11 protein-coding genes are annotated in these 13,929 nt (G+C 62.9%); 6 read left to right on the top strand and 5 right to left on the bottom strand.

Going from position 1 to position 13,929, the window contains the following annotated elements:
* Positions 1-13: 13 nt before the first annotated feature.
* Positions 14-817 (bottom strand): HD domain-containing protein, encoded by an 804-nt coding sequence (locus RAK07_RS01160; protein WP_305731030.1) that lies wholly within the window; start codon positions 815-817, stop codon positions 14-16.
* A complete protein-coding gene (gene ubiE / locus RAK07_RS01155; protein WP_305731029.1) occupies positions 818-1,528 on the bottom strand; it encodes a bifunctional demethylmenaquinone methyltransferase/2-methoxy-6-polyprenyl-1,4-benzoquinol methylase UbiE in 711 nt (236 codons plus the stop codon). It lies immediately after the preceding gene.
* 125 nt (positions 1,529-1,653) lie between these two features.
* Between ubiE and cdaA the strand changes: the two genes are divergently transcribed.
* Complete coding sequence (cdaA, locus tag RAK07_RS01150; RefSeq protein ID WP_305731028.1) at positions 1,654-2,820, top strand: diadenylate cyclase CdaA; 1,167 nt, start codon at positions 1,654-1,656, stop codon at positions 2,818-2,820.
* Between the two features lie 96 nt (positions 2,821-2,916).
* Complete coding sequence (locus RAK07_RS01145) at positions 2,917-3,960, top strand: C40 family peptidase (RefSeq protein WP_305731027.1); 1,044 nt, start codon at positions 2,917-2,919, stop codon at positions 3,958-3,960.
* A gap of 120 nt (positions 3,961-4,080) precedes the next feature.
* On the opposite strand, the gene RAK07_RS01140 is transcribed toward RAK07_RS01145, so the two are convergent.
* On the bottom strand, positions 4,081-5,202 hold the full coding sequence (locus RAK07_RS01140; protein WP_305731026.1) for a methyl-accepting chemotaxis protein: 1,122 nt from the start codon (positions 5,200-5,202) through the stop codon (positions 4,081-4,083).
* A gap of 134 nt (positions 5,203-5,336) precedes the next feature.
* Positions 5,337-8,789, bottom strand: a complete 3,453-nt coding sequence (metH, locus tag RAK07_RS01135; protein WP_305731025.1) for a methionine synthase — start codon at positions 8,787-8,789, stop codon at positions 5,337-5,339.
* A 203-nt stretch (positions 8,790-8,992) separates the two neighbouring features.
* Here metH and RAK07_RS01130 point away from each other — a divergent pair, with 203 nt between their 5' ends.
* From RAK07_RS01130 to RAK07_RS01120, 4 genes are all read left to right on the top strand, one after another.
* Complete coding sequence (locus RAK07_RS01130) at positions 8,993-10,024, top strand: hypothetical protein (protein ID WP_305731024.1); 1,032 nt, start codon at positions 8,993-8,995, stop codon at positions 10,022-10,024.
* Between the two features lie 7 nt (positions 10,025-10,031).
* Positions 10,032-11,930 (top strand): B12-binding domain-containing radical SAM protein, encoded by a 1,899-nt coding sequence (locus tag RAK07_RS01125; protein WP_305731023.1) that lies wholly within the window; start codon positions 10,032-10,034, stop codon positions 11,928-11,930.
* Positions 11,931-12,289: 359 nt separating this feature from the next.
* Positions 12,290-12,478, top strand: coding sequence for a type II toxin-antitoxin system HicA family toxin (locus tag RAK07_RS14040; protein WP_374215750.1), 189 nt, complete (start codon positions 12,290-12,292; stop codon positions 12,476-12,478).
* Positions 12,469-12,882, top strand: a complete 414-nt coding sequence (locus tag RAK07_RS01120) for a type II toxin-antitoxin system HicB family antitoxin (protein ID WP_305731022.1) — start codon at positions 12,469-12,471, stop codon at positions 12,880-12,882. Before RAK07_RS14040 ends, RAK07_RS01120 begins: the two co-directional genes overlap by 10 nt.
* Before the next feature lie 285 nt (positions 12,883-13,167).
* On the opposite strand, the gene RAK07_RS01115 is transcribed toward RAK07_RS01120, so the two are convergent.
* Entirely contained in the window at positions 13,168-13,872 is a 705-nt protein-coding gene (locus tag RAK07_RS01115) for a hypothetical protein (protein WP_305731021.1), read from the bottom strand.
* Between the last annotated feature and the right edge of the window lie 57 nt (positions 13,873-13,929).

Raw genomic sequence — 13,929 nt, 5'->3', positions numbered from 1 at the left:
TACCTCCGGAATGTCAGCATGCCCGCGGATGGGGGACCGTCATCATCCGGCGGACATGGGCGTCGGCAACGGCCACCGCTGCCGCTATCTCCGGCCGCGCCGGCAGGGTTGCGGCCAGCTGTTGCAGATACTGTCGCCGATGCAGCAGGCGATAGGAGGTGGCAAAGTTCAGGTCGTAGGCCCAGGATATCTGCAAAAGCTTGAAGTCGTTCAACACCCGGGCATCGTCCAGCCGGACGATCCGTCCCGCCGTCAGGGCCTCCAGACAGGCGGGGGTCACCTCCGGCAGATCGGGGAAACCGAGGCCCACCGCGGACGCCCGCTCCTGCGCCGGCTGCCGGTAGTACTCCAGGAACACCCGCCAGATATCCAGCTTGTCCGCATCGCGGATCAACCGGATGAAGCGATCGTGCGGCGAGGCGTACTGCGGCGGCAGCGCGAGCATGTTGTGAAAGCGGACCGCCTCCTCGATCAGCTGCTGCTCCCCGGCGGAGAGTTCCGCAAGCAGCCGTTCCTCCCGGATCACCTCCACGGAGAGCCGGGCGTGGTTGTCGGAATCCCGGTCCCGGAAGGTGCGCCAGCGCCGGTACTGGGGAAACCGCCCCAGGTCGTGACAGAGGGCGCAGGCCAGGGCGGTCAGGCGATCCTGCTCCGGCAAACCCTCCCCGGTGCAGACCTCCTCCATCACCGCCACCACCCGGCGGGTATGCTCCTCCTTCAGCCGGATGTTGCGGACGTCCTCCGGCGCCATGTCGAGAAAGCGGGCCACGTAGCTGTCGAACCGTTCCTGCAGCCGGGCCAGGTTCCCCGCTTCCACCTACTCCTTGCTCCCCACGTAGACCGAAGCGATACCGAAGGTGAGCGGCTGACAGCGGACGTGCCGGAAGCCGATGTCGGCCATGGTGGCGCAGAACTCCTCGCTGGAGGGGAACTCCAGCACCGAGTCCGGCAGGTAGCGATAGGCGTTGTACTTGGAGAACATGCCGCCGATCACCGGCAGAATGTTGCGGAAATAGAAGTGGTAACACCAGCGGAACAACGCAGAACGGGGGGTGGAAAACTCAAGGATCACCAGACGCCCGCCGGGCTTGATCACCCGCCACAGCTCGGCCAGCCCCAGGCGCCGGTCAACCACGTTGCGGATGCCGAAGGCGATGGTGACCGAATCAAAGAAATTGGACGGGAAGGGAAGATCCTCGCAGGGGGCAACCTTGAATTCGATCCGACCGGCGTGGGGGGTGGCGGCGATCTTTTCACTGCCCAGCCGTACCATCTCGGCGCTGAAGTCCGCCCCCACGATTTTCACCGACGGCGGCGTGATCCGGGCGATCTCCAGCAGCACGTCACCGGTGCCGGTGGCCACATCCAGCACGCGCCCCCCCTCCGCCACCTTGATCAGGCGGACGGCGCTCTTGCGCCAGCGCCGGTCGATTCCCAGGCTGAGCAGGCGGTTAAGAAAGTCGTAGCGGGGCGCGATGGCGCCGAACATCTGCTGGATCTGCTCCCCTTTTTCCGAAAGTCTGAACATGGTATTTTCTGTACCCTTCAAGCGCTGCGCGTGGTATAAAAACGAGCTTGATTTTGTACCATATATCCCGGCGCCATGCCAGCAGTTTCAGGCCCGGCGCTTCCACGGCAGGAAGGCCCCCGGCTATGCCCCAGTTCAGACCGCAGGATTTCCTGGACATACTGATCATGAGCATCCTGATCTACCAGCTCTACTCATGGTTCCGCACCAGCCGGGCACTGCAGGCCCTCACCGGGCTGGCGGTCATCGCCGCCATCTATTTCGTCACCCGCCAGGCCGGCCTGCACATGACCAGCTGGATCCTGCAACAACTGGGCACCGTCCTGATCATTCTGGTGGTGGTGGTATTCCAGAACGAAATCCGCCAGGCCCTCTATCGTTTCAGCCGGGTCCGGGAACTGGCGGGAGGAGGTGACGCGGTACCGGCCTGCTCCTCGGCAACCCGCATCGCCCAGACCGCCTTCGACCTTGCCGGAGAGCACTGCGGCGCCCTGATCGTCATCGAGCGCAAGGATCTGCTGGACGAGCATATCCGCAACGGCACCACCATCGACGCCCTGATTTCCCCCCCCCTGATCCACAACATCTTCATGGACAAAACCCCGCTGCACGACGGCGCGCTGCTGATCCGCAACGGCCGCATTGCCCAGGCCTCCTGCCACCTCCCGCTCTCCGACGACCACCAGCTGCCCCAGCAGTACGGCACCCGCCACCGGGCAGCCCTGGGACTCAGCGAACGGACCGACGCCCTGGTGGTCGTCGTGTCCGAGGAGCGGGGCGAAGTCTCCCTGGCGGAAGGAACGCAGCTCACCCCGATGGGCGATGCGCGGCAGCTGGAAGAGCGACTGACGGAACTGCTGGCGCCGCCGGACCCGAAAAGCGAAAGCCCCCTGCTGCGGCGGGTGCTGCGCAACCTGCCGCTCAAGGCGGCCATTGTCCTGGCGGTCTCGGCGGTCTGGCTGGTCTTTTCCCTGCGCCAGGGAGAGGTGGCGATCATTCAGGTGCCACTCACCTTCCATGGCCTGCCGGGCGGCATGAGCCTCACGCGTGTCGCCCCTGAGGAACTGACCGTACGCCTGCGCTCCACCTCCGGCCTTGCCCCGTCCCCGCGCCAGCTCGACCTGACCGCGGACCTGGACCTTGCCGGGGTCCATGAAGGGGTGAACGCCCTGGCGGTCTCCCGCTCCAATGTACGGGTCCCCCCCGGCATGGCGGTGGTGGGGGTTGAACCGGCTGCCGTACGGGTCGTCATCAAGGCGATTCCCGCCGCCCGCAAGCCGCACCGGCCTTGACATCTCCGTGTAAACACTCATTTCTTGACAAAGTTGGCCAACCTATTATATACAGCAAAACACTTTTCTCAAATTCCCTGCAAGGAAGGAGGTTACATGAAGCATCGCCTGCATCTGATAGCTGCACTGTCACTGCTCCTGCTCAATCTCCCCCTCCCCGCGCTTGCCACCAAAACCCACATCGTGCGCACCAACGAGACGCTGACCGCCATTGCCCGCAAATACCGTGTCTCCGCGGAGGAGATCAAGACGCTGAACCACCTGAGCAGCAACCGTCTGCTCAAAGGCAGCACTATTATCATTCCGACCCGCGAACAGAAAACCGCAACCTCCAACACCGACACCTGCGGCAGCTATACCGTGGCCAGCGGCGACACTCTGCCCGCTATCGCCCGCAAGACCGGCCTCCGCATGACCGAACTGCGGCGCCTGAACAAACTGAAAGGGAACAAAGTCAGGGAGGGACAGGTTCTGGCCCTCGGCGACGCCGCCACCTGTTCCACGACCGTTGCCCAGGCGCCCCGCGACCAGCGCCTGAAGCTGATCAGCACGGAAATGCTCAACGAGCAGGAGTTCAACGCCACCCTGGCGGAACTGACCGATATCGACACCGACAGCCCGGTTGACCTGGCCAAAAACCTGGAAGAGCGTAACCGCTTTGCCAGCCTGAAGCAGAGTGCCTACAGCTTTCTCGGCGCACGGTACCGCTTCGGCGGCAACAGCCGTACCGCCCTGGACTGCTCCAGCTTCACCCAGCAGGTGTTCCGCGAGCAGAAGGTCGGCCTGCCCCGCACCGCTCGCGAGCAGTTCCTGGTGGGGAGCGAAGTACCCCGCGGCGACCTGCGCAAGGGCGACCTGGTCTTTTTCCGCACCTACGCATCCTTCCCCTCCCACGTCGGCATCTACCTGGGCAACCGCAAGATGATCCACGCCTCCTCCAAGGACCGGCGCGTGGTCATCTCCTCCATGGACACCCCCTACTACCTGTCCCGCTACCTGGGTGCCCGCCGCATCGAGCAGATCAATCCCGATACCTTCGACATCCAGGACCTGATGCTGGGAGTTGACGAAGAGCGGGACGGCGACGTGCAGCAGAACGATCACCTGGGGCTGGGCCTGATGGAGGCGCTGGTCAAGTAGAGAGCGGACGACCGGAGAGGCCCCCAGGGGGCGTTCCGACAAATGAAGCGACACACTGAAAAAGGCGGCCAGATGGCCGCCTTTTGTGTTGCTGGATTTTCGCAGGCAAGACGCCCCGCATCAACTGGCCCGGGAGATCTCCTCCAGGTTGCCGGCGATCACCGTGGCGGTGGCGGCCTGCTCCTCGGAAGCGGTGGCGATCTGGGCGATCATGTGCTTGATGTTCTCGATGGAATCGACGATGGCGCTCAGGGAGTCCTCGGCCTGGTGGGAAAGCTGCTCGCCCTGCTCCGCTTCCGCCTTGCCGGCCTCAATGGAGGCGACCGCCTTCTGGGTACCGGACTGGATTTCCGATACCATGGAACCGATCTGCTTGGTGGAGGCCATGGTCCGCTCCGCCAGACGGCGCACCTCGTCGGCGACCACGGCAAAGCCCCGTCCCATTTCGCCGGCACGGGCCGCCTCGATGGCGGCATTCAGGGCCAGCAGGTTGGTCTGGTCGGCGATCTCGTTGATGACGTTGACGATCTCGCCGATCTTCTCCGACGTTGCCCCCAGGTTGCCCACGATGGCGGCCGAGGAGCGGACTACTTCCGCCACCTGCTGCATCCCCTTCACCGCCTGGTTCACCACCTTCTGCCCCTGGTGCGCGCTCTCCGCAACCTGGGAGGCGGCATCGGCGGCGTTGGTGGTGTTGCCGGCCACCTCGTTGACCGTCATGCTCATCTCTTCCATGGCGGTGGCGATCTGGTGAATCCGCTCCTCCAGGTAGTTCTTCCGTTCAATGTCCTTGTACTGCTGATCCTTGATCTGCCGCTCCGCCGTGATATCGCTCCAGCAGGCCATGTAACAGAGTACCTTGCTGCTGTCGCTGGGGTCCCAGATCGGATAGGCCTTGGTCTGCAGGGTCACGCTGCCGATCGGAATATCGGCGGAGTGGGGCATGGCACCGCGGGGATCGGCGAAGATACGGCGGATGCGGCCCGGGTCCTTGTGGTACTGGTGGATGGAGTTGCCGAAGGCGTTGGCCACGTCGGCGCCGCGCAGTCCGACGTTCAGGTCGGCACGGTGTTGTTGCATCAACTCCTTGGCCCGCCGGTTCATGTAGAAAATCTTGTTGTCCGGCGTGGTGTCGCAGAGCATGACCACGTTGTCGACATTGTCCAGCATCTGCGCCAATTTGTTGATCTCAGCATCCTTGATCGCCAGTTCCTGCTTGCTCGATCCGCCGAAGAGTCCCATGACTGTCTCCCTTTGCTGTCGGATAGGTGGATACCGGCACCGGTGCCGGGGGTAAAGCTTTCCGATAGTAGCAGGCGCATCAGAATATGCAACAGTAAAAAGAACAGAAAAAAGCCCACTTAAAAGCCGCGAAATCAACGTATTACATCAAAATATCTCCCCTCAGGATGGTGGAAAACCAGGGCGGACACACTGGCCTCCGGGTCCATCATGTCGCCGTCGGTCAGGTGGATGCCGATCTGTTCCGGCTTGAGCAGATTGAACAGGAGCCGTTGATCCGTCAGCTCGGGGCAGGCCGGGTAGCCGAAGGAGACCCGGATTCCCCGGTACTCCGCGTTGAAAACCTGCTTCATGGTCAGGGAGGGATCATCGATTATCCCCCACGAGGTGCGAATCCGCTTGTGCAGGAACTCCGCCGTGGCCTCGGCCAGCTCCAGGGCCAGGGCCTGCAGCAGATGGGAGTCCAGGTAGCTGCCGGCCTGCTTCCACGCCTCGGACAGTTCCCTGATCCCCAGGCCGCAGGTGACGGTGAACAGCGCCATGGTGTCCCGCTCACCGCTGTTCAGCGGCCGAACGAAATCGGCCACGCAGAGCCGGTCGCTCCCGGCCTGGCGGGGGAAGCTGAAGCGGGCCACCTCCCGCTCCGGCGCTGCCGGATCGTAGAGGACCAGGTCGTTGCCGTCGCTGTTGGCCGGGTAGAAACGGTAGAGCGCCTGGGGCCGGACCAGCCCCTCGCGGGTGATTCGTCCCAGCATCGCCTCCACGGTGTCGTGCAGCTTGAGCGCCTTTTCGTCCCCGGCGGCCAGGAGCTTCTCCACCGAGCCGGTCAGGCCCAGGTGCTTGGTGTAGAGCATCTGGCGGTTTAGGTACGGCAGCACCTGGGCCACGGGAATATCCCGCAGGATGTGCGACTCAAAGTCGGGAGCCGGCAGGATCGGCGCATCCGCGGCAACGGTCGAGGCGGTTGCGGATGCCGCGGGAGCAGCGGCCCGCTGCGGTGCGGTTCCGGCCGCCTGCTGACGGCCGGCGGTCTCCCGCAGCAGCGCCTCCCGCCGGGCCGGGTCCGCCAACTGGTTGGCCAGCTCCAGGCCGGCCATGGCATCCTTGGCATACAGCACCGGCGCGCCGTACTCCGGGGCGATCCGGCTGTCGGCGAACTGGCGGGACAGGGCCGCCCCCCCCACCAGCAGGGGAACATCGATACCGGCGCTTTTCAGGTCGGCGGCGGTAATGGCCATCTGCAGGGCGCTCTTCACCAGCAGGCCGGAGAGGCCGATGAAATCCGGCTGTTCCCGGCGGGCCGCCTCGATCAGGGTCTCCGGCCCCACCTTGATCCCCAGGTTGATCACCTGGAAGCCGTTGTTGGAGAGGATGATCTCCACCAGGTTCTTGCCGATGTCATGCACATCCCCCTTCACCGTGGCCAGGAGCATCCGCCCCTTGGCGGCGCTCTCGTTCTTCTCCAGGTGCGGCTCCAGGTGGGCCACTGCCGCCTTCATCGCCTCGGCGGACTGCAGCACCTCGGCCACGATCAGCTGGTTGGCGTTGAACAGTTTTCCCACCTCGGCCATACCGGCCATGAGCGGTCCGTTGATGATATCCAGCGGCTTGTCCCCCCGGGCCAGCAGGGCATCCAGGTCGGCGGTCAGGCCGTCCTTCACCCCCTCGATGACGTAGCGGGGCACCCGCTCGTCCAGCGGCAGTTCAGCCGTGGGAGCGTGGGAGACCGGCTGCTTGTCCCGGAAGGCGGCGGCAAAGGCGGCCACCGGGTCGGTGCCGCGCCAGAAGATCAGGTCCTCGGCCAAGCGGCGCTCCTCCTCGGGGATGGAGGCGTACCGCTCCAGCTTCTCGGTGTTGACGATGGCGTAGGTCAGGCCGGCCCTGACGCAGTGGTAGAGAAAGACCGCGTTCAGCACCTCCCGGCCGGCGGCGGGCAGGCCGAAGGAGACGTTGGAGATCCCCAGGATGGTGCTGCACCGGGGGAACGCCTCGCTAATCAGCCGCACCCCCTCGATGGTTTCCACCGCCGAGCCGATGTAGTTCTCGTCGCCGCTCCCCACCGGGAAGACCAGGGGATCGAAGATCAGGTCCTCGGGGCGCAGGCCGTATTTTCCGGTGAGCAGGTCATAGGAGCGCCGGGCCACCTCCAGCTTGCGGCTGCGGGTCACCGCCATGCCGTGCTGCGGGTCCTCGTCGATGCAGCCCACCACCACGGCCCCGCCGAAGCGGCGCAGGAGCGGCGCCACCTGGGCAAACCGTTCCTCCCCCTCCTCCAGGTTGATGGAGTTGATCACGCATTTCCCCTGGAGTCTGGTCAGGGCCAGTTCCATGATTTTCGGGTCGGTGGAGTCGATCATGATCGGGGCCCGCACCTTTTTCGGCAGAAACTCCAAAAGCCGCGTCATGTCCGCCGCCTCGTCCCGGTCCGGGTTGGCCACACAGACGTCGATCACCTGGGCGCCCCCCTTGACCTGGGCCCGGGCGATTTCCGCCCCTTCCTCGAACTTTTCCGCCACGATCATGTTCTTGAACTTGCGGGAGCCGATCACGTTGGTCCGCTCCCCCACCAGCACCGGCCGGGCATCCTCCTCGATGTAGAGCGGCTCGATGCCGGCCACCACCCGGCGGCGCTCGGTCCGGGGACGGCGGGGGGCCTTGCCGTCCACCATCCGGGCGATTGCGGCGATATGGGCCGGGGTGGTGCCGCAGCAGCCGCCGATGATGTTCAGCCAGCCGTTGTCCACGAACCGCATGAGCTTCGCAGCCAGGGAATCGGGGGATTCGGCGTAGATGCCGTTTTCGTCCGGCAGACCGGCGTTGGGGTAGACCGAGACATGGCAGGTGGCCAGCTCGGAGAGCGCCCGCAGGTGGTCGGTCATGAACTCGGGACCGGTGGCACAGTTGAGCCCGATGCTGACCAGCCCCAGGCTGTCCTCCAGATGGGCCACGCTGGCGTAGAGCGCCTCCACGTTCTGCCCCGCCAGCATGGTGCCGGTGGGCTCGATGGTGCCGGAAATCATCAGCGGCACCCGTTGGCCGCTCTCCTCGAAGGCCAGCCGGACCCCCTCCGCCGCCGCCTTCAGGTTCAGGGTATCCTGGGCCGTCTCCAGCAGCAGGATATCCACGCCACCGGCCAGCAGCCCCAGGGTCTGTCCGCGGAACGCCTGTACCAGCTGCTCGAAGGTAACGCCGCCGGTAACGGCGAGGGTCTTGGTGGTGGGGCCCATGGAACCGGCCACGAAGCGGGGTTTGTCCTGCGTGGCAAAGGCGTCGCAGGCCCGCCGGGCCACCAGCACCGCCTGACGGTTCAGCTCGAACACCTTCGCCTCAAGCCCGTACTCCGCCAGCACGATGTCGGTGGAGCCGAAGGAGTTGGTCTCGATGATGTCGGCTCCGGCTGCCAGGTAATCGCGGTGCACCGCCTCGATCACATCGGGCCGGGTCAGGAGCAGCATTTCGTTGCACCCCTCGTACTCGGCCCCGCCGAAATCGGCGGCAGTCAGGTGACGGTTCTGGATCTGGGTGCCCATGGCGCCGTCCAGCACCAGGATACGGCGGGAGAGCGCCTCAAGAATCGGGAAGGGCATGGGAAATTCCTCCGGGAACGGTATGAAAATTTCAGTATGAACCGTCGAACAGGTATGATAACAAGTGTACGGTTATATTAGTATGCAACGGAACACTCTATGGTTTTCCGGTCCATCTTTCAAGGAGTTCGTTCGTAATGGCGCAGTTTCGTCCCGTACTTTCCGGTGTTCTTTCCCTTTGTCTTCTGTTTGCGGCAGGCTGTATGGACAATCAGCCCGCCAAACCACTTCCCAAAACCATCACCGCCGCTCCGCAGCAACCGGCAGCGCCGGAACCGTTCGTCACCGCCAGCAGTGCCCGCACCCAACCGACGCCGCCGGTCCAGCAACGGTCCAGCAGCGCCCAGGCACCGGCCAAGCAGGCCCCGAAGGTCCGCTACAACGCCGGCGAGGACCCGGACTATGCCGCCAGAAAAGGGTGGCCGGTCAAGTATCCCCAGCCGCTCCCCGGCTCGATCCTGCCGGGTAAACGGATCGTGGCCTACTACGGCAATCCGCTCTCCAAACGGATGGGGGCACTGGGAGAGTATCCCAAGGATGAGATGCTGCAACGCCTCAAAGGTGAAGTTGCCAAATGGCAGGCAGCCGATCCCTCCCTGCCGGTGCAGCCGGCCCTGCACCTGATCGCCGTGGTGGCCCAGGGGGAACCGGGCAAGAGCGGCAAGTACCGGATGGTGATGCCGGACACCGTGGTCAACCAGGTCTACGGCTGGGCCAAGGAGGCCGGTGCGCTCCTGTTCATCGACATCCAGACCGGCCACGACAATATCCGCACCCTGCTGCCCCGCTTTGAATGGCTCCTGAAAAATCCCGACGTGCACCTGGGGATCGACCCGGAGTTCAACCTGATCGCCAGCGGCAAGCGGCCCGGCACCAAGATCGGCACCTACGACGCCGCCGACATCAACTACGCCTCCGGCTACCTGAAGGAGCTGGTCAGGAAACACAACCTGCCTCCCAAGGTGTTCGTGATCCACCGCTTCACCCGGGGCGGGGTCACCAACGCCAAGAACATCGTCCTGCGGCCGGAGGTGCAGATCGTCATGCATATGGACGGCTGGGGCGCCCCCTGGCTGAAACGGGACTCCTACCGGGACTACATCGTGGCCGAACCGGTACAGTTCACCGGCTTCAAGCTGTTCTACCACAACGACACCAAGAAGGGGGACCCGCTGATGACCCCCCAGGACCTGCTGAAACTGAACCCGAAGCCGATCTACATCCAGTACCAGTGATACCGGGATGAAGCTGCTCCGCCTCCACTTCGTCACGCTCCACGCCATGCCGTCGGCCCAGGCAGTGCCGCTGGCCGCCGCCTTTCTGACCGCCTACCTCACCGGCCGGCCCGACCCGTCGCCGGTGACGGTCAGCTCGGCCGAGTATTTCTGCGGCAGCGACCCGGAGCTGATCTGCGCCGAAATCCTCTCCGCCGCTCCCGATCTGGTGGCTTTTCCGGTCTACCTCTGGAACCGTGGGGAGTGCGCTGAGCTGGCCCGGCGCCTGCGGCGGCAGCGGCCGGACCTGCTGCTTCTGGCCGGCGGCCCGGAAGCCACCGCCGACCCGGCCCGGCTGCTCGGGGAGGCCCCCTTTGACCTGCTGGCCATCGGCGAGGGGGAACGGACCCTGGCGGAACTGATCGACCGGCTGGCCGCCGGTGAGCCGCTGACGGGACTGGCCGGCACCGCCCGGCTGGAGGCGGGCACTTTGGTCACCGTCCCCCGCCCCCCCATCGACGACCTGGCGGAGCTTCCGTCTCCCTACCTGCTGGGCCTGCTGGACCGCCACATCGCAAACGGCATGGTCTGGCAGCTCTCCCGGGGCTGCTCCTTTGCCTGCGACTTCTGCTACGACGGCATGGGGGATCGCCGGGTGCGGCGGTTTCCGTTGGAGCGGCTGGAACAGGAACTTGACTACCTGGTCAGTCGCAACGCCTGCCAGATCTTTGCCCTGGACTCCACCTTCAACACCGACCGGAAGCGGGCAAAAGACCTGCTGCGGCTGATCCGGGACCGGGCACCCGACGTGCATTTCCACTTCGAGGTGCGTCACGAACTGCTGGACCGCGAGCAGGCCGAGCTGTTCGCTTCCCTTACCTGCTCTTTGCAGATCGGCCTGCAAAGCGCCGACCCGGCGGTGGCGGGCGGGGTGGGGCGGAAGTTCGACCGAAAGGACTTTGCCGCCAAGGTGATGCTGCTCAACGACTCCGGCGCCACCTTCGGTTTCGACCTGATCTACGGCCTGCCCGGTGACCGCCTGGACACCTTCCGGGAGGGGCTGGATTTCGCCCTGTCCCTCTATCCCAACCACCTGGACATCTTTCCCCTGGCCGTGCTGCCCGGCACCAGAGTGGCGCAGCGGGCCGGGGAAGCCGGGCTGGTCAGCCTGGCGGAGCCTCCCTACACCCTGCAGGCATCCGCCACCTTCCCGGCGGCCGACATGGCCCGGGCGCGGGCCATTGGCGCGGCCTGCGACATCTTCTACAGCCGGGGCAAGGCGGTGGCCTGGTACAACGGCGTGGTGCGGGCCCTCAAGCTGGCGCCGGTGGCCCTGCTGGAACGGTTCGCCGACTGGCTCACGGCCCGGCAGGGGGCAAACTACGACGAAGCGCAGTTCAGCGATGAGCAGATTCTGGGGCTCCAGCGGGACTTCCTCACCGACCTCTTCACGGAGCGGAAGCTGCAGAAACTGTTGCCCGCGGCCCTGGACTGCGCCGCCTACCACTACCACTACGGCGTGGCCCTCATGGCGGTGCCGCCGGTTCCCCCCACGGACGAGGAGCTGGACCGACTGGACCTCTCCGCCCTGCCCCTTGCCCTGGCGCCGTCGGTCTCCCTGACCACCTTCAATTACGAAATCCTGGACCTGCTGGAAAGCGGCGAGCCGGACCTCCCCTGGATCGCCAAAAACCTGCCGCGTTGCGGCTCCTGGGCCGCCATCTACCCGGCCCACGGCGAAGTCTGCACCGAATCCCTGATCGAGCCGTACTACCGGCTGCTGGAGCAGCTGGACGGCCACCGCAGCGCCGGCGAAATCGTCGCCTCCCTGGGGCTCGATCCCGACGACACCGCTGATTTTCTCACCTTTGCCCTGGCCGAGGGGATCGTGACACCAGCCGACCGGACATCAAGCCGGACAAATTGAAAGTCACGGTTTCACTCAGACACAACAGCTCGCCCACCCCATTCGTTCCGCATACGCAAACGCACCCGCGCCGACACATCAATACCTTTGTGCTGCCGCCTTCGCCCTCCGTAAGCGGCAGCGCCACGCTTGTTTCCGGCGTGACACAACCGGCCACGACGTTGATGTGGTGCATGGTGCCGGACGAGGGTTGATTGCGGTTGGGATAAAGGAGGGTGATTCTCGCCGGCAATGAACGCCAGCAGCGGGAGCACAGTATGGGTTCGAGGCGGAAACGAGTAATTTCGGGATAAAAAACAGTTAAGACCTTACTTCACTTTAGCATTGACCTAGTGTGTATTGGTGTGTATGAATTACTCATGACCAGCAAGGAGCTTATAAAGCGACTCGAAAACGAGGGGTGGTATTGTGTCGGAGGCAAAGGCGACCACCAGAAATACAAACACCCGTCAAAAGCCGGTCATGTGGTCGTGCCGCATCCACGCAAAGACATACCCCCCGGGACCTTGCGGAACATTTTCCGGCAAGCGGGCTGGGAATGGAGATGATTATGCTATACCCCGCTTATGTGCATATTGGAGACGATCAACACGCCCACGGCGTCACTATCCCCGACTTTCCCGGATGCTTCTCTGCCGCCGACAGGTGGGAAGAGTTACCGCACATGGTCCAGGAGGCCGCGGAAGTCTATTTTGAAGGTGAGGATATACCCGTTCCGGCGCCGACACCTTTGGAACAACTGGCAGCAAACCCCGACTATCAAGGAGGGATATGGCTCTTGGTGGACATTGATCTTGCCAAGCTCAAAGTCAAAGCAAAGCGGGTTAATATCACCATGCCGGAAAATCTTCTGTACGAGATCGACCGTTATGCCGAGCAGTACCACATGACTCGTTCCGGCTTGTTGGCCCAGGCTGCGGAGCAGTATATTCACCGCAAACAGGCAGCATAACCTCGAGGGTTTACTCGTGCCATCTTGGAAGCTCATTTTTACCGGTGAAAACGTGACTACAAGGCGCAAAAGCGGCCTTTATCGGAATATCGTCCAATAATTTCGGCCGCTTGGATTAGCCCACCCCCAGAGGAGACCTTCAACTTGGAAGCCTGGCCCGAATTACCCAACGGGGTGCCTGATTCAGCCACTTCCTCCGGTCGGTTTTCCGGGCGAGGCGGCGTGCAACCGGCTGGCTGGACTCTCATCTCTGACGCCATGTTTCTGCCCCTATCGCAAGTTTGCTTAGTCTCCGAACAGTCTCCACATCCATTTCGATTTCAATTTATAAATTCGGTATTCATACGTTTCAATATCATCCTTACTGGCTGCTATGGTTTTTACACTGTTTTCACACTGCTCCTTTTTATTGAATGGCCCGTTCCACCAGTCTACGTAAGCATTGTAGCAACGGCTTGATTCATTGTTGCGGCATCGTTGAAAATCGTCATATTTTTGGGCTTCAATGGCAAGTTTAGTGACACCACCTACAACCCCCCAAAATCCACCTCTTTCTATCCCTCTATCTGCTACCGCTTCCATTGCGTTTCTTGCAGTTGTGTAAGAATTATAACTATTACCTTGATAATGCTCAACTAATCTGTCGCAGATTTCACTTGCCAAAAACTTCTTGGAGAATGTGTCAAGCTTGCCCCCTAAAAGACTTAAAGTAGCATCACACCCCTTATACGAAATAGCACATCTGGCAAGTGCGTATTCAGTGGCCTTTTCTTTACTTTCACAGAGCGGCTTTGGCTTTGGCCCGCGGGCAGGAGTAACACATGTATTTTCAACATAGACATCTGGATTGTTATTTAAGTATTTTTCTGCGCGATTTATATCACCATTTCTGCTTGATATTCTGCGCTCATATGATTGGATGTCATTACGAATGCCTGAAACGCAACCACTGCACAACAAAAGCAACAATAATATTGCCAGCTTTTTCATTGCCCCCCCTGTTTTGTAATGATATTTGAATCAATTTCGCGTCCAACGCCATAAGCC

The organism is Trichlorobacter ammonificans (assembly GCF_933509905.1).
GTDB classification, from domain to species: Bacteria; Desulfobacterota; Desulfuromonadia; order Geobacterales; family Pseudopelobacteraceae; genus Trichlorobacter; species Trichlorobacter ammonificans.
Note: the sequence above shows the minus strand (reverse complement) of the source record. Positions and strands in the feature narration are given on the sequence as shown.